Here is a 23,702-nt window from a genome sequence, read left to right on the forward strand (position 1 = left end):
CTATTATTCTTCATCAAAGGAATCGTCGGTGTAATCGTCGGATTCCCCTTCGAAATCATCGCTGCTGTCGTCGTTGTTATCGACATCAACCAGCTCTTCACCCTTGAACTCCTGCTTCTGGTAACCATAGTCACCGAAGGATTCGTCGCGGTTGTAATGGCGGTCGCCCTCGATGATGGCACGCAGGTCGGTCTCGCCGTAGTCTACGTTCTCGCCAATCTCAACCTCGGTTCCGTCATCACGCAGTACGCTTACATCCAGGCCAAGGGACTGCAGCTCTTTTAACAGTACCTTGAAGGACTCCGGAATACCCGGCTCAGGGATGTTCTCGCCCTTGATGATTGCCTCGTAGGTCTTCACACGTCCGACAACATCATCGGACTTCACGGTCAGGATCTCCTGCAGGGTGTAGGATGCACCATATGCCTCCAGGGCCCAAACCTCCATCTCACCGAAACGCTGTCCGCCGAACTGTGCCTTACCACCCAGAGGCTGCTGGGTAACAAGGGAGTATGGGCCGGTGGAACGTGCATGGATCTTATCGTCAACCAGGTGATGCAGCTTCAGGTAATGCATGTGACCGATGGTTACCGGGCTGTCGAAGTACTCGCCGGTACGTCCGTCACGCAGTCTTACCTTACCGTCGCGGCGGAGCGGAACGCCCTTCCACAGCTCACGGTGCTCCAGATGGGAACCTAAGTAATCCATAACTTCCGGTTTCAGGGTATCTTTGTATTTCTCTTCAAACTCCTCCCAGGAGGTGTTTACGTAATCGTTTGCAATTTCCAGGGTATCCATGATGTCTACCTCGTTCGCGCCCTCGAATACCGGGGTGGAAATGTTAAAGCCAAGTGCTTTACATGCAAGGCTTAAGTGCATCTCCAGGACCTGTCCGATGTTCATTCGGGAAGGTACGCCCAGCGGGTTTAAGACGATATCCAGCGGACGGCCATTCGGAAGGAACGGCATATCCTCTACCGGAAGTACGCGGGAAACGACACCCTTGTTACCATGACGTCCTGCCATCTTATCGCCGACAGAGATCTTACGCTTCTGTGCAATGTAGATGCGGACACTCTGGTTTACGCCAGGAGCCAGCTCATCGCCGTTCTCTCTGGTAAATACTTTTGCGTCGATGATGACGCCGTAAGCACCGTGCGGTACTTTTAAGGAAGTATCACGTACTTCTCTTGCCTTCTCACCGAAGATCGCACGGAGCAGTCTCTCCTCAGCAGTCAGCTCGGTCTCACCCTTCGGGGTAACCTTACCGACCAGGATATCACCGGCACGGACCTCAGCACCGATACGAATGATACCTCTCTCGTCCAGGTCTTTTAATGCGTCGTCGCCGACACCCGGAACATCGCGGGTGATCTCTTCCGGTCCAAGCTTGGTGTCACGGGCTTCTGCCTCATACTCCTCGATATGAACGGAGGTGTAGACATCTTCCATAACCAGTCTCTCACTTAAGAGAACCGCATCCTCGTAGTTGTAACCTTCCCAGGTCATGAAACCAATCAGCGGGTTCTTACCAAGAGCGATCTCACCGTTGCTGGTGGACGGACCGTCTGCGATGACCTCGCCTGCCTCAACGTGGTCGTTCTTGTAAACGAGTGGCTTCTGGTTGTAGCAGTTGGACTGGTTGCTTCGTGAGAATTTGATCAGATGATAAACATCTTTTGCGCCGTTGTCATCACGCTTGATGATGATCTCGTTGGAAGCGGAACGCTCAACAACACCGGCATGCTTTGCTACTACGCAGACACCAGAGTCGACAGCAGCCTTGCCCTCGATACCGGTACCTACTGCAGGCGCCTCGGTTCTTAAAAGCGGAACGGCCTGACGCTGCATGTTAGATCCCATCAGTGCACGGTTTGCGTCATCGTTCTGCAGGAACGGGATCATGGATGTTGCTACGGAGAATACCATCTTAGGAGATACGTCCATTAAGTCGATGGCTCTCTTCTGGAACTCGGAAGTCTCCTCACGGAAACGGCCGGCTACGTTATTGTTAATGAAATGGCCTTCCTCGTCGAGCGGGGTGTTTGCCTGTGCGACAACGAAGTTATCCTCCTCGTCTGCAGTCAGGTATACCACCTCGTCGGTTACACGCGGGTTAGCCGGGTCGGATTTGTCTACCACACGGTACGGAGCCTCGATGAAGCCGTACTCATTTACCTTTGCATAGGTTGCAAGGGAGTTGATCAGACCGATGTTCGGTCCCTCAGGAGTCTCGATCGGGCACATACGTCCGTAATGGGTGTAGTGTACATCTCGAACCTCGAATCCGGCACGGTCACGGGACAGACCGCCAGGTCCCAATGCGGAGAGACGTCTCTTGTGGGTCAGCTCAGACAGCGGGTTGTTCTGGTCCATGAACTGGGACAGCTGGGAACTTCCGAAGAACTCCTTCACTGCTGCGGTAACCGGCTTGATGTTGATTAAGGACTGCGGAGTGATGCCGTCCATATCCTGGGTGGTCATACGCTCTCTTACCACACGCTCCATACGGGACAGACCGATGCGGTACTGGTTCTGTAACAGCTCACCAACAGCACGGATACGGCGGTTGCCAGATGGTCGATATCGTCTGCGTTACCGATGCCGCCTTCCAGATGCATGTTGTAGTTGATGGAAGCGATGATGTCTTCCTTGGTGATATGCTTCGGGATCAGCTCGGTGATGTTCTTATGAACCAGTTTCTTTAATGCTTCCTGGTCATCGCCAGCTTCTTCCAGAATAGTTTTTAATACCGGATAATATACTAATTCTGTAACACCGACTTCCTTCGGATCGAAGTCTGCATAAGCTGCCAGGTCAACCATTAAGTTGGACAGGACTTTGTAGTTGCGCTCCTCGGTCTGGATCATAACGTACGGAACTGCTGCGTTCTGCAGAGTGGTTGCCAGCTCTTTGTCGATCTTTGCGCCAGCCTCTGCTAAAACCTCTCCGGTGGTCATGTCCACTACATCCTCAGCCAGGATCTGGCCCTTGATGCGGTTTTTGAAGTGAAGCTTCTTATTGAATTTATATCTGCCGACTTTGGCCAGGTCGTAACGGCGCGGGTCAAAGAACATGCTGTTTAACAGGCTTTCTGCACTATCAACGGATAACGGCTCGCCCGGACGGATCTTACGGTAGAGCTCTAACAGGCCATCCTGATAGCTCTCTGCAGTATCCTTGCCAAAGCTTGCCAGCAGTTTCGGCTCCTCGCCGAACAGATCGATGATCTCTGCGTTGGTGCCATAGCCCAGTGCACGCACCAGTACGGTTACCGGAACCTTACGGGTACGGTCTACACGAACGTAGAAGATATCATTGGAGTCGGTCTCATACTCCAGCCATGCACCACGGTTCGGGATAACCGTGCAGGTGTACAGCTCTTTACCGATCTTATCATGGCCGATTCCGTAGTAGATACCCGGAGAACGAACCAGCTGGCTTACGATAACTCGTTCAGCGCCGTTGATTACGAATGAGCCGGTATCGGTCATAAGCGGAAGATCTCCCATGAAGATCTCGTGCTCGTTGATCTCTTCTTTGTCCTTATTGTAAAGTCTTACCTTTACCTTTAAAGGTGCAGCGTAAGTTGCGTCGCGTTCTTTGCATTCTTCGATGTTATATTTGACTTCATCTTTACATAATGTAAAATCAACGAATTCGAGGCTTAAATGACCTGCGAAATCGGAGATTGGGGAGATATCTTCAAATACTTCCTTCAATCCTTCATCGAGGAACCACTGATAGGAGTCTTTCTGAATCTCAATCAGGTTTGGCATCTCAAGAACTTCTTTCTGTCTTGAGTAGCTCATTCTAACGCTCTTTCCCGATGTTACCGGGCGCATTCTGCTTTTCTCCATTGACGTTTCACCCCTGTTTTCTAATCTAATTTCTGGCATATTTTTGGGCGCAAAAAGCCCAGAACGCCACAATAGTGCACACTCCATAATATCATACGTCTGTCAAGCTGTCAAGTTTTTCCTTGATTTTTTTTGCCGGAAATGCTATACTTTTTGTACAGGTTTGTCCTGTTACATAAAAGAACCTAATGGAGGTATTCCCCATGCAGACTTTTTTAAACGTTTTGCTGGTAATTCTGGTGATCGCAGTGATCGCCCTCGCGGTTCTGTACTTCTTAGGAAGAAAGCTCGAAAAACGTCAGGTAGAGCAGCAGCAGCTTCTGGAAATGTCCAAACAGACTGTATCCATGCTGGTCATTGACAAAAAGAAAATGAAGATCAAAGATTCCGGTCTTCCGAAAATGGTCTACGAGCAGACTCCGAAGTACATGCGCTGGGCAAAGGTTCCGGTTGTAAAGGCGAAGGTAGGTCCAAAGGTTATGACCCTGATGGCAGACGAGCGTGTATTTGCATCACTCCCGGTTAAGACCGAGGCAAAAGTGGTTGTGAGCGGTCTTTACATCACCGAGATCAAGAGTGTCCGCGGCGGAGCAATCCCGCAGGCACCGAAGAAAAAAGGTTTCTTTGCAAGATTTAAGAAAGAGAATTAATCTTGTCCGCATGTCCCACGGGGCAGAAAAAGAGGCAGTGCGTTTTGCGCAATGCCTCTTTTTTTTTATGTCTTTTGTTTCTTTTCCTATTGTGCATTTCCCAGATCCAGCTTCGCGCAGTCCTTTGAAGTGATATCCAGGACAATGCGGCAATCCGAGACATGATCATAATTGATGTCGAGCGCATATTCCACCTCAACCTTCAAATGGTCATTCTCCTCCTCAAACCCGATCCGGCTGGTCGTCATTTCCACCAGCAGCTCTCCCATCGGGGTTACATAATGAGTCTGGGTCTTTTTGTCCAGCTCAAACACCATATTCGCAGATACCGGTCCGCTTTTTTTGATCTCCAGCTTCTCCGGAGTCAGCTTCATGGTGTTGCGGATGGCTCCATCCATCCCTTCCATCACCTCATCGTAGATCAGGTAATGCTTATTGTTTTTCCAGAAGTAATCCCCCGAGGTGATCACCTCCACCGTTCCTTCATCGCCCTCCATGGCTGAAGGCCGCTTAAACGGATCAATACATCTCTTGTCATAATCTCAACTCTCTCATGGCATATCGTTTTGTTTCCCGTTCTGGCAGTTCTCTCCGGTTCTGCGTTTCACAGGCAGGATCAATATTCCTCAATGTTGATCTTCTTTGTCTCTTTCACGTCCTGCGGCAGGATCGAGCTTGCAAAATCCGTAAACTTTTCCGCAAGGTCACTGACATAAAACTGGTGCTTTTCCCCTGCAAACGGCGCAAATGGGTCGCGGCTTAAGCCCTTCTCCGCAAGAAGCCCACGCAGCTCAATGGCGGTCTCGTAGGCCGGATTTACCAGCGTCACATCTTCTCCCATCAGCGTCTCAGCGTCGATCGCAGAAGCGGGTAATGGGTGCAGCCCATTACCAGGGTATCAATATACTTTTCTTTCAGCACGCTTAAGTAGCGGGATGCGATCTCATCTGTCACCGGATCATGAAGCCATCCTTCCTCTACCAGCGGACAAAAGAGCGGGCACGACTTGCCAAACACCTGAATTCCCGGCTTCATCTTCTTCATCACTTCCGTGTAAATACCACTGCCGACCGTTGCTTCTGTTCCAATGACACCGATCCGCCCGTTGCGTGTTGCATCCACGGCGGCCCGGGCGCCGGCATTGATCACACCGATGACCGGAATATCCGACTCGGCCGCCACGGTATCCAGTGTCAGGGCTGTTGCCGTATTGCAGGCAATGACGATTGCCTTTACCTCCTTTGTCCTAAGGAAACGGATGATTTGTCTGGAATAGCGGAGCACGGTATCTCTGGACTTGCTTCCGTACGGTACCCGCGCCGTATCGCCAAAATAGATGATCCGCTCGTCGGGCAGCTGCCGCATGATCTCCCTTGCTACCGTCAGGCCGCCCACACCGGAATCGAATACGCCCACCGGCGCGTTTTTGTCGATCATGTCACTTACCTCTCAAACGCCAGGCTGATCAGACGTTCTACCAGCTCTGCCTTCGGGATGCCTGCTGCCTCCCAGAGCATCGGATACATGCTGATGGCGGTAAAGCCCGGCATGGTATTAATTTCGTTGAAGATGACCTCGCCTTCCTTTGTCACAAAGAAATCGACACGGGACAGGCCATAGCCATCGACTGCGTTAAAGATCTTTGCTGCTGCCTCGCGCACACGTTCAGCGGAATCTCCCGGAAGCTCCGGTCCGATGACAGTACGGGACTCTTCATTGTTATACTTTGCATCGAAATCATAGAACTCTGCTGCTGCCAGGATCTCACCGACGCCGGAAGCCTTAACCGGCTTCTGTCCGCCGCCTAAAACTGCGCACTCTACCTCATGGCCCACAATGGTCTCCTCCACCAGGATCTTGCGGTCATGCTTTGCTGCCTCCTTCAAGGCTGCTACCAGGCCTTCCCGGTTTTCTGCCTTGCTGACGCCGCGGGAGGAACCAGCGTTGGACGGCTTTACAAAGACCGGATACTGAAAGCGTGACTCAACCTGTGCAACCACTGCATCGATATCCTTTTCCATCTTCCAGCGCATGACCGGAACATAAGCTGCCTGGCGGATACCCAGGTCATCTACAATGATCTTGGTGTAAAGCTTATCCATGGAAACTGCCGATGCCAGCACGCCGCAGCCCACGTACGGGATCTTAGCCAGCTCAAAGATTCCCTGAACGGTACCATCCTCGCCGTAAAGTCCGTGAAGGACCGGGAATGCCACATCGATCTTCTCTTCCCTGGTCACGCCATTTTCCGTGATCATGGCACACTTCTTGGTCGCATCCGGGGAGATGATAACGTCTGCCTTGCTCTCTCTCCACGCCCCGGAACGGATTTCCTCCACACTGTCAGCCTTGACCCAGTGGCCTTCCTCGGTGATACCGATCAGAAGCAGCTCATACTTTTCTTTATCTATCTGGTCAATCACATTTGCCGCAGACACACAGGATACAACATGCTCCGATGACTGTCCGCCGAACAGAACTGCGATTTTTTTCTTACTCATAACAAGATTTCCTTTCTTTATTCAAAATGTCTGATTAATTATAACATACCTGTCAACACTTAAAAAGTGACAGTACACAAAAAAAGATTGATGAAGCGGAGGTTTTTCCATGAAAACTAAATCTATGTCGCGTCCACTCTTTCCACCCTTATTTTTCCTGCTGCTTCTGTTCTTTCTGCTTCTCTCCATGGGAAGCCTGCAAAAAAGCCGGGAAGATCTGGCCGGACGCATCGCACCATCCATCCTGCGGTTTCACATTCTTGCAAACAGCGATTCCAAAGAGGACCAGGCCGTCAAGCTGGAGGTGCGCAGCTACCTGCTGGACTGGATCTGTGACCGGCTGCCCGAAACCGTAAACAGCAAAGAAAGCATGGTTTCCTGGCTGGAAGAAAACCAGTCCGGCCTGGAAAGTGCCGCCGGCCATTTTCTGATGCAAAAAGGGATATCTTACCAGGCGCATCTGTCTCTGGAGCGCACATACTTTCCCACCCGGGTCTACGATGACCTGGTCATTCCCTGCGGAACCTACGACGCTGCGCGGGTGATCCTCGGAAAAGGGAAGGGGCACAACTGGTGGTGCGTGCTCTACCCGCGCTTCTGCTTTCTGGATGAAGTGTGCAAAGAGATCCCCGAAGAAAGCCGGGATAAGCTCCGGGATAAATTAAATCAGGGCGATTACTCCCTGTTAGAGGATCATCGCCCTGATGTCAAAATCCGTTTTTTCTTTTTTCCTTGTCTTGATCCTGTGCTGCCATCACACGGCACAGGCCAAATGGCATAGCAGCTATTCCACGGTTGCCAAGCCTTCAATGCCCCAGTCATAGGCATTCATGGCCGACCACAGATCAAGCTCTGCCGCTTCCTTTGCAGCCTTCTTCTGGTTGTAGCTGATCTGAGTGCCGACGTACTGCATCTCAGACAAAAGACCGTTCTGGTACTGCCGCTGCGCTGCCCCATTGCTCTTTTCAGCAGCCGCATAGCCGGTCTGCGCGGCCTCGTAAGCAGCCTTTTTATCCAGAACATCCTGGTAAAGGCGCTGCATCTCGATCGTCAGCTTCTGCTCACCCTCGTTGATCGTGTTCAGTCGGGCTGCGATCTGGGCGTTGGTCTCGCCCTTTGCAGAGGTTCTCTGGCCGATCAGCGTATAGTTATTGCCGATTGCCTTCTTTGTGTCTGCTTCCAGATTCATGCCATCTAACCTGCCCATATCAAAAGCCGGAAGGTTCTGGATCTGCACACCGCTGTTAGTATCATAGCCAAGCAGCAGACACAGGGTACGATACACGCTGTCCTCCTGGGACTGCAGCGAGGCCAGCTGGGCCTTCGCCCCGATGAGAGACGTTTGTGCACTGACTAAATCCGTCTGGTTTGCCAGTCCGAGTCCTGCCATCCGCTCATACATATCGCACTGTTTCTGGTACAGGTCCACCAGCGTCTCCAGCGTCGCCTTATTATCCACGATGGTATTGTAGCCGATCATGGCACTCTGGGCACCGGAGACCACCTGTTTTTCATACTGGCGGATCGTGGCCGTGTTGACCTTGCTGGTGTCCCAGTTCGTCACTGTATCCCGGATTCCCTGGACCAGACTGTGGTAACCGCTCTTTAAGCTTTCCATCTGCTTCACCGAACTTTTCAGCTGCGGCATCAGCTTTTTCGCCTGCTTTAACGGCTTTAAAACGTCATCAATATTGTCCATGGATTTATCATAGGTGCTTTCCAGCTCCGTCAGCATATTCTGGTAGTCTTCCTTCGACTCTCCATACTTTCTCCAGGCCTCCGAAATGTTCGGGTTATACTCCCGCACACGCAGGGTAAGCTCATCGTATTCCAGAACATTGTCCTGCAGCTTTGCCAGCGTTTCCGCATCGTATTTTTCAGGTCCCGGCTCTGCTCCGGGACCGGTAGGCGCATACCCGGCAAAGGCCGGAACCACCGATGCAGACGCAAGAACTGCCGCAAGCCCCAAAGCAAGGATCTGATGTTTTCTTTTCATATCACACACGCTCCTTATGAGGTACTTGCAAGACCGTTCACTGCCCAGTCATAGGTTTCCATGGTCTGGAACAGGGTCAGGTCTGCCGTCTTTAAGGCAAGCTCTGCATTTTCTACGGTGATCTGCTGGTTCTCCAGCTGGTTTCTGCTGGCCTTTCCCTGGTCAAACTGCAGCTGCATGCTGTTTAAATTCCGCTTTGCCAGATCCAGGTTTGCTTCTGCCTGGTCATATGCCAGCTTTGCAGTCAGCACATTCTGGTAATTAGTCACCAGGCAGAGCCGATCTTTCTCTCATTATCCTCGATGGTCTTCTGCAGGCTTTCCTTCGTGTTAGCGCTGGTGGCATTTGCCAGCTTCTTTTTATTCACCTTTAAGGTGTAATTGTTTTCCAGCGCCTGCGCCTTATCTGTCTCCGGGTTCATTGCCGCGATGCGGTTCATATCCGAAACAGGTACCGCTGTAATTTCCGGGGTATCGTTGTACTTCCAGCCCAGCATAACCTGAAGCTTCTGGCGCACATTCTCAATAGCTGCTTTCGAGGACTCCACCGTGCGCTCTGCATTCTGGATGCTTTCCTGCGCATTTAAAACATCTACCTGCGTACTCATGCCAAGGGCTGCCTGCGTCTGTGTGGAGGTTAAGGAAATCTCTGCCTGACGCTTTGCAAGCTCTGCCTGCTTTAACGCCAGCTGGTCCTTCTCATAACTGATCATGTTGGACTGTGCCACCGTCACCAGCGTTTTTTCTGCGGACTTATAATTCAGGTAGACGATCTCACTGTCCTGCAGGTTATCATCTGCCTGCGATTCCATATTCTTTGCCTGGACCTCTGCCATGACAACCGAACCGACCATCATACCGTATGTCGCCTCGTCGCTGTCCGGGTAAGTAATGCTGGAATAGATTTCATCGGCCATATCACGGTATTTGGATGATACATCGTCCTTGGTATCACCATATTTCCGCTTAAACTCCGCCAGGTCCAGATTGTTGGTCTGCACGGTGGCGTTGTATTCCTGGATCAGGCCTTCCAGTTCATCGTACTCAATCGTATTGTCCCGTAATTTTGCCCACTCCTCAGCGCTGCGGGCGAACTCCGGGCTGGCGGCAAACGCCGTCACCGGCGCTGCCGTCACCATGACTCCGGCAAGTGCCAGAGACAATGTCTGTTTGAATCGTTTCATTATAAACATCCTCCGAAGCCGTCTGGCTTATTAATCGTAATGAGGTTCCGGTTTCTTTTTCGGGCTCATGACCTCGTAGTAGATCGGCAGCATTAAGAGTGCCAGAATGGTAGAAGCTACCAGTCCGCCTACATCTACCAGGGCAAGACCCTGCATGCTCTTACCACTGTCGCCGTAAGCAAATGCCATCGGGACCATGGATACAACGGTGGTTAAGGTTGTCATCAGGATCGGGCGAAGACGGGTCGCACCAGCCTCAATGAGGGCTGTGTCACGGTCCATTTTGGTCCGGTACTGGTTTACGGTATCAACATACAGGATACCATTGTTTACTACGGTACCGACTAACATCAAAAATCCAAGTAAGGATACCATACTGATCGGGCAGTCTGCAAGGAATAACAGTCCAAAGGAACCGATCAGGGAGAACGGGATGGTAGTCATGACCATCAGGGAGAACTTCGGTGACTCAAACTGTGCTGCCATGACAACGAAGATCAAAAAGATCGCGGTGATGATGGCGGTACCCAGGTTGCCGAACTCCTCCTTCATGCTCTCATCCTGGGAGTTTAAGGCACGGGTGATGGTCGGGGTCAAATGCTTGCTTACAACTTCATTATATAATTTGTTCTCGATCGCATCGATCTGGCGCGCATCGTCGGTCGGTACATCGCCGGTGATGGTCACCTGATACTGCTTATCTTTTCTGGTAATGGTATTCGGGCTATCCTGGAATACCACATCGGCTACATCAGCCAGGGCTACGGAACCGCCTGCGTTGTTCGGAAGCACAATGCCCTTTAACTTGTCGATGGTGTCGTACTCATCATCTGGGTACTCTACCATAACACTGACATCGTCACCGTCTACGTTTAAGGTTGTTGCCTCTTTACCACCCAGCATGGCACTGACCGTACCTGCGATCTGAAGCGGGGTAATGTTCTCTGCGTCCGCCTTCATGGCATCGATGTTCAGCTTAACAACCGGCGCCGCGTTCTCCAGGGTACTGTGCACCTTAGATACCTCCGGGCGCTCCAGAAGTTCTTTGGTGATCTGGTCAGATGCATCCTTTAATTCATCGTACTGTGTACTCTGCAGGATGTACTCAATGCCACTGCTGCTGGAGGAGGACATGCTGGAGGAGGATGCGATATCCATGGAGATGTTCGCACCTGCGATCTGGTTTAAGAGCGGCTTCCACTCCTTAATAACCTCGCTGGTCTCACGTTTTCTGTCATCCTTTAAGTAGGCAGTCAGGGTTGCACCTGTGCTGGTCATGGAGGACATACCGCTTCCGCCGGACGTCAGCATGTAGGAATCCAGGTCTTCGTCGGCTGTTACGATTTTCTCGACCTGTGCGTAGATCTTATCTTCTTCTTCCAGAGTCAGGCCCGGACGGGTCTCAATGGAAACGGAAATCTCACCGGTATCATCGGAAACCATCAGCTCCATGCGCAGCTGTGAAGCCATCCAGAAGGCAGCCACCAGAAGTGCGATGGAAGTAAAGATCACGGTTTTCTTTTTCGGAAGAAGAACCTTCATAATGCTGCGGTAACCGTTCTGCATCGCACGGATCAGGCCTCCCACCGGGGACTCCTCCTTCTCCTGCGGACGGTAGAAGCAGTAACACAGCGGAACGATGGTCATTGCGCTGATGAGGGATGCCACCATACAGAAGATGATGGTAAAGCCTAACGGTTTAAACATCTGTCCGGTCAGACCCTGTAAGAGAGCCAGCGGAAGGAATACAACGCAGGTGGTCACGGTACCACCGATGATGGACTGCAGCACGATGCCGCTTCCTTCCAGGGCAGCTTCCCGGTAGCCCACAATGCCTTTTCCTTTCGTTGAACGGAAGCAGCTCTCCAGCACTACGATGGAGTTATCTACCATCATACCTACACCAAGTACCAAGCTCGATAAGGTAACTACGTTTAAGGAGAAGCCCATAACCTGGATCAGGATCAGGGCAGCCAGGATAGAGATCGGGATCGAGGTACCAACGATCAGGGATGCCTTGATCTCACCAAAGAACAGGAAGATGATCAGCATGGAAACCACAACTGCCATCACCATGGTCTGCATAACACTCTTTAAAGAAGAAGTGATGTTGTCACTGGTATCGTTTACGGTAACGATCTCCAGGTTTTCATCGGCATCCATCAGGGTTTTGATGGTCTGCTTTACGGACTTGGAAACATCAACCGCAGATGCACTCTGCTGTTTCTTGATGCCGATGGAAATGGTATCCTCACCATTGTAGCGCGCGATACTGTCCGCATCCTCCTGAGCCGTCTGGACATTCGCAATATCAGATAAGTAAATGACATTGCCATTTCCAAGGTTCAGCGGAATGGTCTTTAATAATTCCTCTGTGTCATACTCGGTTCCGGCACTGACAGAAAGCTTCTGTCCACCCACGATGGTATCGCCGGACGGGTAAGTAAAGTCTGCACTTCCGATGGAGGATGCCACGGAAGCAAGGGTTAAATGATACTGTTCCAGCTTTTCCGGGATCAGCTCTACCTGGATGTACTCCTTCTGGCCACCACTGATGCTGACATCGGTAACGGTGGTGATCTTCTCAAACTCCGGAACGATCTTGTTGTTAACATAGTTATAAAGATTGGACTCTGCCTTGTTATTGATCACGAGAGACACGGTATCCATCTCATCGATGTTTAACTCCATGATGACCGGAGCATTGCAGTCGTCCGGAAGATCGCCCTCTATGGCGTCCATCTTTTTCTTTAAGTCGTCGTATGCTTCGTCAATATCTTTACCATAGTCATACTGGATGATGACCAGGGAAACGTTCTCCATAGAACGGGACTGGATCGTATCGACACCACTTAAGGAACCGATCTCGTCCTCAATCTTGGTGCTGACCAGATCATTGACGTCTTCCGGGCTGGCACCCGGGTATACGGAATATACAATAAGAACCGGCATATCCATGCTCGGCATCAGCTCCAGCTTAGATCCAAGCACGGACTGAAGACCGAACACGATCAGGCACAGGATTACCATGACCACGGTAACCGGCCGCTTCAGGACTGATTTTGTTAATCCCATTGATGTTTTCCTCCTTCTGCTTTACCCTTAGTTACCGTTTGTCTCGGCAGCTGCTCAGTGCTTTCTGCATTTTCGGTGGTCTCTGCATTGTCTGCTGTTTCGCCCTGTGCATTGCTCTCAGAATCCGTGGAAGCTGCTGCATTTGCGTCTGCCTTCTGCACCTGAGAGCCCTCATACAGCTCAGAGCTCCAGGTGGTAATGATCTCATCGGAAGCATTGATACCAGAAAGAACCTGTGCCTTCTCAGAATCGTAAAGGCCAATTTCAACCGGAACATAATGCACGGTTCCGTTGTCATAGGTATAAACGTAAGCGTCACCGCCGGAGTAGTAACTGCGTCAACCGGAATGGTCAGCACATTGTCTGCGCGGTCAGAAATGACAGACAGCTTCGTGGTAGATCCGGTCGGAAGCGCATCGCCGTTGTCCACAGATGCCTTGATCTTAAACAGGCCGGTGGAATCGTCGATCATGCTGCTGACCTCGTTGATGGTACCCTGGTAATCGGTTCCGTTTTTATCGACCGTAACCGGGTCACCGACATGCAGCTCAGAAGCGATCTTCTCCGGAACAGAGAAGGTAATGGACTTGCTGCCCTCGCCGGAAATAACAGCCAGCAGAACCTGGGATGCTACGTTGTCATGGACCTCGACGTTGCAGATCTCCACCTTACCGGAGATCGGTGCAGTCACGTTTGCAAATTCCACCTGATAATCATAGTTCAGCTTTGCGGAATCATAAGCGATCTGTGCATTCTTTGCCTGGGTCTGCGCCTGCTCAAATGCCACACTGGCGATATCGCCTGCCGCAAACAATGCCTGCTGGCGGGCCAGGTTGGTATTGGCATCGCCTAAAGCCTGCTGTGCAGATTCCATCTGGAGTCTCGCGGCTTCCACCTGCTTGGTATCAATCTTGCAGATCGGCTGGCCCTCCTGGACCATGTCGCCTGCTTTCACAAACACGTCGGTGATCTCACCGGCTGCCTTCGGGTAAATATAGACCACATCTGACGGCTCAACCTTGCCCACCAGGCTGCGGTACAGTTCAATGCTTCCGGTCTTTGGACTTTCCACATTTACAACCGGTATCAGGGTTTCTTCTTCGGTCTGCTTGCCGCGGGTCAGGCTAAGACCTGCCACAACCGCAATCGCCGCAACTACCACTCCTGCAATTACTACTTTCTTTTTCATAGCTGTCTCCTCTTATCCTCGTCTTTTTGTAACTGTTCAGTACCTTCACAGTTACGTCTTTTTTACTTTTATGGGTTATTTCTGCTGCCGGGCACGCTTACGTGAACAGCAGCTTACTTTTTTAACACGCCATACTTTAACACTTCCATCGTATCCCGGTAGCGGGTCCGGATTGCTTCCAGATCAGCCGGATTCTGATAGTAAGCCCGGATAGCCAGAAGAAGGGATACCATACCAAGCTGCATGACGGTATCGAGTTTCTGTTCCGACTGCACTGCAAAATCCTCCAGGCGGATTCTCTTTAACAACCATTGTACGGGGGACTCCTCTGGTTTTATTCCTCCCATCGGCGGTTTGCAGCCAAATTCAATACCAAATGCACTGGTATTCTCCTGGTAGGAAAATACATGCTTCACCACCTCGATCATTTCCTTCGACTCCGTCAGCTGGCGGATCGTAAACTCAAACAGCCAGTCTAACATGGTAAAAAAATCACCGCCATTACGGTTCAGCTCGCTTTCGCAATAATCCTTGAGCTGTGCTGCATGATCCTCAAAAATATAGCGGACCACATCCTGCTTGTCCTCGAAATATGTGTAAAAGCTTCCGCGGGAAATATCCGCATTCTGAATGATCTGGTTAATAGAAGCCTTATCAAACGGGACTCTTGCGAATTCCTTGATGGCTGCTTCCCGGATGATCTGCTTTTTCGCTTCCGGAAGACGGTAAAATCGCTCCGTAGGCATGCTTTGCACCTCCTTTTTGTCATTTTTATGACAAGCTGTCACTTTTTCACATGACAATATGTCACATTATAATGACAAGCTGTCATCTTGTCAAGTATCTGAATGTGATTTTATAATTTCTTTATGGTTTTCTTACGGAGTTCCCATGCAATTGTTTTTCCCAAAAATAAAACAACGACAGAAACTGACGCATCTTCTGCATCGGCTTCTGCCGTTATTTTCTAATATTCCCTATTCATTTTTACCCTATTTCAGGTATTTATCGAAGAATGCAACCTGCAGCTCCTTGGTGCTGTCCTGGAAGAACTCTCTGGTTCCATGGCCAGCGCCTGGGATCACATAAAACTCTGCCTTATCCTCCATGCCTGCTTCCACGATCTTCTGGTAGAGCACCTCACTGCTGATCGCTACCGGCACAAGCGGGTCGTTGTCGCCGTGAAGGATCTGGATCGGGCACATACCCGGATTTACCATATTGACCGGACTTGCCTTTGCCCCACGCTCCTTCATGGTAGTCGGGTCTCCGCCGATCAGGCAGCCTCCGTGTGTTTCCTCAATGCAATGCCAGCGTGCGGAAGGATTTGAAAACTGTTTTTCCTCGTTTTCCATCAGAGCCTTGATATCAACCGGTCCAAACATGTCACTGCAGGCCTGAACCTTAGAAGAATAACCGCTCCACTCTTCGCTGTCAAAGCCATCCTGGTTCATGGCCGCTGCAGCTGCGAGGTGTCCGCCTGCAGACCGGCCAAAGATGCCGATACGCTCCGGGTCGATCTCGTACTCCGCTGCATGGGCGCGAAGGAAACGGATCGCAGTCTTGACATCGATCAGCTGATCCGGGTAATGTCCCTGGGCACTGCTGCGGTAATAAATAGAAGCAACCACATAACCCGCGTTGGCAAACTCGGTCATCTCGCCAAGCATCATATTCTTATCTGTGCCTTTCCAGCCGCCGCCTGGTACCCATACCAGAGCCGGCTTCGGGCTGTGGTCCTCTTTCGGATCATCTTCACCCACAGCAGCACGCATCTCACTGTTTCCGTTCTGGAGCAGGACAGAAAGCTTTAATTCCAGCGGGTTGCCCTCCAGGTCTTTTACTGTAGAATATACGATATTATCAACCAGTGTTAAGGTCTTTTTCTTTGTACCCGGATCAAATACTTTTTTCATGATTCATTCTCCTCTTTTCGATGCAGGATTCTTTTCGCTGCACCTTCATTTTCATGCAACATCGTGCATTCTCTTTCCATTATATTTCATGCAGGAAACCTGCACCCTCATCCGGATGCAGGTTTCTTTCTTCTTAACCGTAGATCGGGAAGAAAATATTAATGCCAATGATCAGTGCAATCAGCGTAAGAACCAGCAATGGCAGCGTAAACCTCAGTGTTTTTAACGGGTTCTGGTTTCCGATACCAAACGCCATCATGGTTCCGGAGCAGCCGGTCGGCATTACGAATGCCAGCCATGCAGATACGCAGCAGCAAAGAACAACTGCTTTTACGTTCATGCCGCCTGCCAGTGCAGTGGAAGCTGCAATCGGGCTCATCAGTGCCATGGTTCCCATGTTAGACATGAAGTTGGTCATCAGTGCGCAAGCTACGCAGAATACGATACTTACAAACAGTCCGCTCGGATGTCCGCCAAGGATGTTTAATACGGTCTGGCCGATCAGCTCGCCGACACCGGTTTTGGAAAGTGCGGTAGAAACAACGCTCATTCCGGCAACCATCCATACCATATCGCAGGTCAGGGTCTTCATAACCTCCGGGATCTCCAGTACCTTAAATACGATCAGGACCAGAAGTCCTGCAGACGGGATCACGTTGGTGATATCGCTGCCAAGCTGGTTGGTGAACATGAAGCCAAGCATGATCACTGCAAACACACCAAAGATCATGTACTCATCCTTCTTAGAGATCGGAGCTGTGTCCTTTACATCCTTCACCTGGCTCTTATCAATGGACCATTCGGGATCAGGCGGTAGCACAGAATGCAGTAAATAGTTCCCACGATCAGCGGAAGGATTCCTGCTTTGAAGAAATCGGTGATCCCAAGACAATCCTCCGGACCAACCAGACCCTGATAATAGGAAGTAATGGTTCCCGGCATGGTTGCACCCATACCGATCGGGAACTTGGAAGTTGCCAGACAGTTGATGGTAGCAACCAGGAATAACAATCTGGACGGGGAATACTCGCTGTCATCATCAAAGGTCTGGATAAACAGGAGCATTACGGAAATGCAGGCAACCTGGCCCATCAGCTGGGACAGGATAATGGTCATTCCACATAAACCTGCGATCAGAAGAAAACCGCTCTTACCCTGAAGCTTGCCCATCACGCCTCTTAAACGGTGGATCAGGCTTGTCTTGCCGAGTGCGCTCGCAACTACGATCATCGGCGCGATCATCAGCGTAGTGCTGCTGGAAAGGCCGGAAAAGGCCGTCTTTAAATCTAAAACTCCGGTAAATACAAACAGAACACAGCAGATCATTGCTGTTACACCATATGGAAGCACATGGGTCAAAAGCATTACAACCATGAATACCAGGATACATAATGCCATAATCATCTGTACATTCATCTCAATTTCTCCCTCATTACATTTTTAGATAAAAAAGGATAGACTTTCTGCGCAGTTCATGATCATTGGCCTTACAGCACAGTACCTTTTGCTCTTTTATCTCTTTTGTTTATGTAGAGATTGTACCATTCTGTTATCTAATAAACAATCCATTTCTCGCTATATATATTATTACAAAAAACTATACATTGTTGACTTTCCAGGTGGGATACAGTATGCTGAAAGCATCCCAAAACACGGTTGTCCTGAAATTTCCAAGCTGTAAGCAAAGCGGAGACGGCTGCAGGCAACACAAAGGCAAATCGCAGGCTCTCATTGCCAAAGAACGAAAGGACCAGCACATGCAGATCAAAAATATGTCCTACCTCATTGCCCTCGCGGAAGAGGGTACTCTTTCCGGGGCCGGAAAGCGCCTCGGCATCTCTCAGCCGACCTTAAGTGTTTTTCTGTCCGGCTTAGAACAGGAGCTGGGAATGGATCTGTTTCTCCGAGACAAAAAGAAACTCATCCTGACCCCTGCCGGTCGGATCTATCTGGAGGCAGCAAAGCGCATTCTTGCCACACAAGAACGGACACTCCAGTCCATCCGCCAGCTCTCGGCCACGGCGCCCATAGAGCTTCTCATCGGCGTTACCCCACTGCGCGGTTCCGAGATCGCCTCCAAGGTGTTTTCCCAGTTTTCTTCCCGGTATCCCTCCATCCGCGTCAGCCTCCGCGATGGCTATATGCGGGAGCTTCGCCAGATGGTCCTTGAAGGCGTGCTCTCCTTTTCCCTGGGAACCTGCTTTGACACAGAATCCGCAGACTTCGACTACATTACCCTGTTCCGGGAAGAGATCGTAGTCGCAGTTCCTGCCTTCCATCCGCTTGCCCTGCACAGCAGGCAAACGAGCAGCGTTTTGGATTCCCACAGTGAATTTCCACAGGTTAAGCCCGAAGAACTTTCCGATTCCCCCTTCATTCTCATGACCCCAGGCAATACCATCCGCAATATATCGAGTTATATTTTTACCCAGGCCGGCTTCACCCCCACGGTCGTGTACGAGAGCAGCAATACCACCGTTATGCGCAATATGGTCCGCGGCGGTTCCGGAATCGCGTTTCTTCCCCGCTCTGCGGCCCAGTTAGATGATCCGGAGATTGCCTACCTGTCGCTCTCTCCCCGCTACTCCTTAGATCTGTGTATTATATTAAGAAAAGGAAAGGTGCTGTCCGAGAGTGAGCGCTATTTTATCTGGCTGATGATCATGGCCGACAAAGAGGTTCCCTATTATACGCTGGATCTTAACGAAGCCGGCAGATCCATCTGGAAAGAATTCCAAAGCGGACAGCTGCTCTGATAAACAGCCAGAAAAGCTGCTTTTGCCTTTTCATCAGACACCTGACACGAAACAGAAAGGAAACTACCATGACATTTCAGACATTAGAGTATATCATTGCCATTGCCGAGGAGCGCTCCATGTCCCGGGCTGCCGACCGGCTCCTCATCTCCCAGCCCACTTTAAGCCGACAGCTCAAACGTCTGGAGGATCGCCTGGAGACAAAGCTCTTTGTGCGCGAACACAATGAGATGCGCCTGACCGACGCCGGGAAGATTTATGTAAATGGAGCCCGTTCCATCCAGAACATCCACGAGCACGCCTTAAGCGATATCCGCAAGCTCTCCCAGTCTGGAAAGCGCCAGATCACCTTAATCTACAACAATATTCTGCTGCCCAATTTTTCCGTGGACATCCTGCCCGCCTTCCGAAAGCTCCACCCACATACGCTGATCAGTACCATTGACGGAAATGCCTCCATTGCCAAAGACTATCTCTCAAACGGTATGGCCGATCTGGCTGTGGCTGCCACCGGGGAAGCGGCCCACACCATGCTGGAATTTCTCCCACTCCGGGAAGAAGAGCTGATGCTGGCTCTTTCCGTTTCCCATCCGCTTATTCCGTTCTTCGAGCAGCATGGAGCCGATCTCTCCCAGCTTTCCGGAGAGTCTTTTATCTTAAACCAGCACAACAGCTTTTTCCGCACCCTGGAACGAAACATTCTGTCCGGTCTTTCATTCGCTCCCGATATTCTCTGCGAGATCAGTGATATCAACGCAGCCGGAAACATGGTCGCACACCAGAAAGGGATCGCCTTTCTGCCCCGCTCCGCCGCCGGGCAGCTTCATGGCTGCCGCCTGTTTTCCTTGCAGCCACCGGTCCTTTTCCAGATTGTCATTGCTTACCCGAAAAGCAGTATCCTGACCGGTCCCGTGAGAGACTTAATCCTGCTGCTCTTGCAGGATGCAGAGTCCCATATCAACGGTGTCCGAACAAAATCAGCAGCAGTTTTCTAAAGAATCAGAAGTCATAATTTCCTAAACATTCAGAAGCTATGCCGCTCTCACCTGCTCCATACATCATACGAAATAAAAAGCCGCCCGCGCAGATTTTATTCCACGCGGGCGGCTTTTTTATCATATGTAATTAAGCGTTAGCTTTTTTTGCTGCTTCTTTTTTCTTGGTGTTTCTGTCATCGTAGATTGCGTATGCAATGGAGATGATGATCAGAACCCAGATGAACAGACCGATCGGTCTGGAGAAGAATACACCAAGGCTTCCGTTTGCTGCGGATACTGCCTGAATGAAGTAGTTCTCAAGGTCCTTACCAAGGATGAAACCGATTAAGTAGCAGGATGCCGGGATCTTGATCTTACCGAAGATATAGCCAACAACACCGAAGATGAGCAGTGCCCATACATCGAAGATACGGCCATTCTTGGTTGCGTATGCACCTACGATACAGATCATGATGATAACCGGGTACATTCTCTGACGCGGAATGTAGATGATCTTGCTGATCCACTTGATCGGGTAGAACATGCAGATGAACATTAAAATGTTACATGCAAGTAATGCAAGCAGGATGGTGTTCCAGGTCTCCGGGTTCTGGGTAATGAACAGCGGACCTACCTGTACGCCCTGCAGCATGAATGCACTGATCAGGACTGCAGTTGTGGAGTCACCAGGGATACCAAGGCTTAATAACGGGATTAATGCACCACCGGTCAGACCGTTGTTGGAAGACTCGGATGCTACCAGACCCTCTGCAACACCGGTACCAAGCAGTTCCGGATGTTTGGAGAAGTTCTTTGCCTGTGCGTATGCCAGAATGGAAGCAGCGGAACCGCCTACACCCGGAAGTACGCCCATGAAGGTACCGATTAAGGAAGAACGAAGCAGGTTGATGCCCTGACCCTTGAAATCCTTGAAGGAGAAGGTGGACTTGCCGTCCATCTCGCCGTCTACTTTGTCAATCTTGAAGCGCATGCCTTCCTCTGCCTCTTCGAAGATCTGAGCGATCGCGAACAGACCGATCAGAACCGGGAGCAGCTGGAAGCCGTCCTGCATTTTGGACTTGAACATAGCCGGAACCATACGGTAAGCGTTGTTTACGCTGAACATACCGATCAGGCTGGTTAATACGCCAAGGAAACCTGCGAATACACCACGAAGCATCTGACCCTTAGACAGAGCTGCGATAACGGTCAGTGCAAACAGGATGATCAGGAATTTCTCAACTGCGCTGAACTTCAGTGCTGCTGCACTTAAAAGCGGGGTGAACAGCCACAGGCAGATCAGGGAAATAAGACCGCCGATGAAGCTGGAGAAAATACCGATCTTAAGTGCTCTCTCACCCTCGCCGCGTTTTGCCATCGGGTAACCATCGAAGGTAGTGGTGATGGAAGACGGGGTACCTGGGATGTTGATCAGGATAGCCGGAACAAGTCCACCGGAAATACCGCCGACATACAGGCCAAGTAACAGATACAGTGCCATTTCAAGATCATAAGCATAAGTCATAGGCAGGAAAACTGCTACTGCCATGGTTGCTGTCATACCTGGGATCGCACCAAACACGATACCGGCAACAACGCCGAGTGCTGCAATCAATACATGAGCAATTGAAATCATTTATGTTTTCCTCCCTTCCTTAATATAAAGTGAATCCGAACTGCGGGAATGCCATGGTGCAGATACCGCTCGGCAGGGTGATGTTAAATACAACACCGAACAAAACAGCGATCACGATGGAACTTACCAGCGCAATGATAGCACTAACTAACAGAGACTTTGGTGCAACTCCTGCATAAAGCACATTGAACAGGAACACGAAAACGATACTGGTTACAGTAAAACCAATGACATTCAGACATGCGATGAAGCCAATGAATAATACCAGAGTACCAAACAGCTTCACATAATCGCAGTTGTCGATAAAGAATTTTCCCGGTTTCTTAAAGAACGGCTCACCGTTTTTCACACGAGCCATACCTTCGGTCAGAATGATTGCTGCCAGAAGTACAACCAGAATACCCATAACAATGTGCGGAACGATCCAATGCTGGGTTGAGTATACGATCTGAATCATAGTTATCCCTTTCCTTTTGTTTACCTACATGTTAAATCTTTGGATGCGCGGCTGCACATCCATGTTACTTTTTACAGCTGTCCGAGGGACCGGAACCGCTGCCATTTTTTGAAAAAGAATGTGCCCTGCACACACTCCTGTAAGCCTGCGCAGGGCACTTTTTTAGTTTCTTGTGTTGTCCTGATACAGACAGATTACTGAGTCAGAGTATCCAGAGACGGAGCCTTCTCGATCAGGGCTTTACACATCTCACGCTTGTTGTAGATGAACTCCTTGGAAGCCTCTACGCCAACCTCGTCTGCGCTCAGTGCGTTGTAATACAGTTTCTGCATGTCTGCTACGAATGCCGGATCCTCGGTAACTTTCTTCATAGCTGCCTCGTACTCAGCCAGTACGCTTGCGTCCATATCTTTCGGGAAGTACATGCAGAAATCTTTTGCGAACTCAAACGCTCACCATCAAAGGTAACGCCATCTTTTGCCATGGAGTCGATCTCTAAGCCCTCAACCTCGCCGCAGGAACCGAACATGGTCATCTTTAACTGGTTCTCAACACCATCTTTGGTGTACTGCTCAAATGCAGAAGTATCGCCGTAGATAACGTCTGCGTTACGATCCCACAGTCTCTGCAGTTTCTCAGCGGTGGTACCACCAACGATTGCTTTGATACGTCCAGCAACTTCATCGCCGTAGGTCTCCTGAACATACAGGTAGTAAGCAACGAATGCCAGATGAGAGGTTGCGCCGGACTCGATGTTGAAGGATACGGTAGCATCCGGGTTGTCCTGCAGATATTTGGTGATATCGCTTAAGTTGTTCCAGCCTTTCTCAGCTGCTGCACCGAAGCATGCGCCCGGGTTCTGGCCGATACGCGGACCAACAGTCATGTTCTCCAGAGCATACTGCTCATCAACAGAACCGAACAGAACGCTTAAGAAAGTCATGTCGTGGAACATCATAACAGTCTTGCCGTCGCCCTTTGCGTTCTGCATCTCGTCCAGGGCTGCTGCATTACCGATCGCATCAACTTTACCGTTGAAGCCCATCTCCTTGCTTAAGTAACGGGTTACCAGATCAGCGATCATGTAAGAGTCGCCGGAAGTAGAGGTAGAACCAATTACGACACGAACGTTCTGTCCCTTTAAGCTGCTCTCACCGCCGCCTACGTTTGCTGCCTCGGTAGCTGCCTCGGTAGCTGCTGCCTCGCCGCCCTGTGCTGCCTCAGATGCTGCAGCGGTGGTCTCGGTAGCTGCTTTGCTTCCGCAGCCTGCCATGGACATAACCATTGCTGCAGCTGCTACAACTGCTGTTGCTTTCTTAAATACTTTTCTCATTTTCCTTCTCCCTTCATAAATGTAAAAATGAAAAGTTTATAATATCTTCACCTTTCTGTGGCCTGCCTCACGGACCGCACCACCAGAAAGGGGATATTCCGGTTAATCGATGACTTTATTCTTTCTTAACAAAGTTTATCATCTTTTAACGATATATTTATCATATCGCATAG

Annotated in this window: 19 protein-coding genes and 2 pseudogenes; 4 read left to right on the forward strand and 17 right to left on the reverse strand. The window is 50.4% G+C overall.

The features are described 5' to 3' along the window. Nucleotides 1-3 precede the first annotated feature (3 nt). Nucleotides 4-3,860 (reverse strand): annotated as a pseudogene (locus DXA97_RS01375) (DNA-directed RNA polymerase subunit beta). Nucleotides 3,861-4,063: 203 nt separating this feature from the next. On the opposite strand from DXA97_RS01375, the gene DXA97_RS01380 reads away from it, so the two are divergent. Continuing rightward, on the forward strand, nt 4,064-4,510 hold the full coding sequence (locus DXA97_RS01380) for a hypothetical protein (protein ID WP_118718299.1): 447 nt from the start codon (nt 4,064-4,066) through the stop codon (nt 4,508-4,510). A gap of 86 nt (nt 4,511-4,596) precedes the next feature. Here the strand turns inward: DXA97_RS01380 and DXA97_RS01385 are convergent, their stop codons facing one another. The 3 genes and pseudogenes from DXA97_RS01385 to DXA97_RS01395 form a co-directional block, all read right to left on the reverse strand. After that, nucleotides 4,597-5,007 (reverse strand): DUF1934 domain-containing protein, encoded by a 411-nt coding sequence (locus DXA97_RS01385; protein ID WP_243107503.1) that lies wholly within the window; start codon nt 5,005-5,007, stop codon nt 4,597-4,599. A 119-nt stretch (nt 5,008-5,126) separates the two neighbouring features. After that, a pseudogene (gene murI / locus DXA97_RS01390) lies at nt 5,127-5,947 on the reverse strand (glutamate racemase). Between the two features lie 5 nt (nt 5,948-5,952). After that, the gene (locus DXA97_RS01395; protein WP_118718300.1) at nt 5,953-7,011 is read right to left on the reverse strand and encodes a D-alanine--D-alanine ligase family protein; all 1,059 of its coding nucleotides are present in this window, start codon (nt 7,009-7,011) and stop codon (nt 5,953-5,955) included. Nucleotides 7,012-7,120: 109 nt separating this feature from the next. Between DXA97_RS01395 and DXA97_RS01400 the strand changes: the two genes are divergently transcribed. Beyond that, nucleotides 7,121-7,792 (forward strand): stage II sporulation protein R, encoded by a 672-nt coding sequence (locus tag DXA97_RS01400; protein WP_118718301.1) that lies wholly within the window; start codon nt 7,121-7,123, stop codon nt 7,790-7,792. A 3-nt stretch (nt 7,793-7,795) separates the two neighbouring features. Here the strand turns inward: DXA97_RS01400 and DXA97_RS01405 are convergent, their stop codons facing one another. The 9 genes from DXA97_RS01405 to DXA97_RS01440 all read right to left on the reverse strand — a co-directional run bounded on the left by DXA97_RS01405 (nt 7,796) and on the right by DXA97_RS01440 (nt 17,786). Next, nucleotides 7,796-9,007, reverse strand: a complete 1,212-nt coding sequence (locus DXA97_RS01405) for a TolC family protein (RefSeq protein WP_118718302.1) — start codon at nt 9,005-9,007, stop codon at nt 7,796-7,798. A 14-nt stretch (nt 9,008-9,021) separates the two neighbouring features. Further along, on the reverse strand, nt 9,022-9,276 hold the full coding sequence (locus DXA97_RS20580; RefSeq protein WP_243107504.1) for a TolC family protein: 255 nt from the start codon (nt 9,274-9,276) through the stop codon (nt 9,022-9,024). Then, entirely contained in the window at nt 9,273-10,190 is a 918-nt protein-coding gene (locus DXA97_RS01410) for a TolC family protein (protein WP_243107505.1), read from the reverse strand. Before DXA97_RS01410 ends, DXA97_RS20580 begins: the two co-directional genes overlap by 4 nt. A gap of 30 nt (nt 10,191-10,220) precedes the next feature. Further along, nucleotides 10,221-13,265: an efflux RND transporter permease subunit gene (locus DXA97_RS01415; RefSeq protein ID WP_118718303.1), complete on the reverse strand. Its 3,045-nt coding sequence runs from the start codon at nt 13,263-13,265 to the stop codon at nt 10,221-10,223. Nucleotides 13,266-13,296: 31 nt separating this feature from the next. Next, a complete protein-coding gene (locus tag DXA97_RS01420) occupies nt 13,297-14,454 on the reverse strand; it encodes an efflux RND transporter periplasmic adaptor subunit (protein ID WP_243107506.1) in 1,158 nt (385 codons plus the stop codon). A gap of 113 nt (nt 14,455-14,567) precedes the next feature. After that, a complete protein-coding gene (locus DXA97_RS01425) occupies nt 14,568-15,200 on the reverse strand; it encodes a TetR family transcriptional regulator (protein WP_118718304.1) in 633 nt (210 codons plus the stop codon). Nucleotides 15,201-15,446: 246 nt separating this feature from the next. Next, on the reverse strand, nt 15,447-16,370 hold the full coding sequence (locus DXA97_RS01430; protein ID WP_118718305.1) for an alpha/beta hydrolase: 924 nt from the start codon (nt 16,368-16,370) through the stop codon (nt 15,447-15,449). 133 nt (nt 16,371-16,503) lie between these two features. Next, nucleotides 16,504-17,148: an SLC13 family permease gene (locus tag DXA97_RS01435; protein WP_118718306.1), complete on the reverse strand. Its 645-nt coding sequence runs from the start codon at nt 17,146-17,148 to the stop codon at nt 16,504-16,506. Next, on the reverse strand, nt 17,145-17,786 hold the full coding sequence (locus DXA97_RS01440) for an SLC13 family permease (protein WP_118718307.1): 642 nt from the start codon (nt 17,784-17,786) through the stop codon (nt 17,145-17,147). The genes DXA97_RS01435 and DXA97_RS01440 overlap by 4 nt, the downstream gene beginning before the upstream one ends. Nucleotides 17,787-18,001: 215 nt before the next feature. On the opposite strand from DXA97_RS01440, the gene DXA97_RS01445 reads away from it, so the two are divergent. Both DXA97_RS01445 and DXA97_RS01450 read left to right on the forward strand, forming a co-directional pair. Beyond that, the gene (locus tag DXA97_RS01445; RefSeq protein WP_118718308.1) at nt 18,002-19,126 is read left to right on the forward strand and encodes a LysR family transcriptional regulator; all 1,125 of its coding nucleotides are present in this window, start codon (nt 18,002-18,004) and stop codon (nt 19,124-19,126) included. Between the two features lie 68 nt (nt 19,127-19,194). After that, complete coding sequence (locus DXA97_RS01450; RefSeq protein WP_118718309.1) at nt 19,195-20,121, forward strand: LysR family transcriptional regulator; 927 nt, start codon at nt 19,195-19,197, stop codon at nt 20,119-20,121. A 130-nt stretch (nt 20,122-20,251) separates the two neighbouring features. Here DXA97_RS01450 and DXA97_RS01455 read toward each other — a convergent pair whose 3' ends face one another. The 4 genes from DXA97_RS01455 to DXA97_RS01465 form a co-directional block, all read right to left on the reverse strand. Next, nucleotides 20,252-21,739 carry a tripartite tricarboxylate transporter permease gene (locus DXA97_RS01455; protein ID WP_118718310.1) on the reverse strand — a complete coding sequence of 496 codons (1,488 nt, stop codon included), beginning with the start codon at nt 21,737-21,739 and terminating at the stop codon, nt 20,252-20,254. A 19-nt stretch (nt 21,740-21,758) separates the two neighbouring features. Continuing rightward, on the reverse strand, nt 21,759-22,196 hold the full coding sequence (locus DXA97_RS01460; protein ID WP_118718311.1) for a tripartite tricarboxylate transporter TctB family protein: 438 nt from the start codon (nt 22,194-22,196) through the stop codon (nt 21,759-21,761). Between the two features lie 194 nt (nt 22,197-22,390). Further along, entirely contained in the window at nt 22,391-22,567 is a 177-nt protein-coding gene (locus tag DXA97_RS20585) for a hypothetical protein (RefSeq protein ID WP_243107507.1), read from the reverse strand. After that, nucleotides 22,564-23,529, reverse strand: coding sequence for a hypothetical protein (locus DXA97_RS01465; RefSeq protein WP_243107508.1), 966 nt, complete (start codon nt 23,527-23,529; stop codon nt 22,564-22,566). The genes DXA97_RS20585 and DXA97_RS01465 overlap by 4 nt, the downstream gene beginning before the upstream one ends. Between the last annotated feature and the right edge of the window lie 173 nt (nt 23,530-23,702).

Source organism: Clostridium sp. OF09-36, from assembly GCF_003481985.1.
In the GTDB taxonomy this organism is placed as follows: Bacteria; Bacillota; Clostridia; order Lachnospirales; family Lachnospiraceae; genus Brotaphodocola.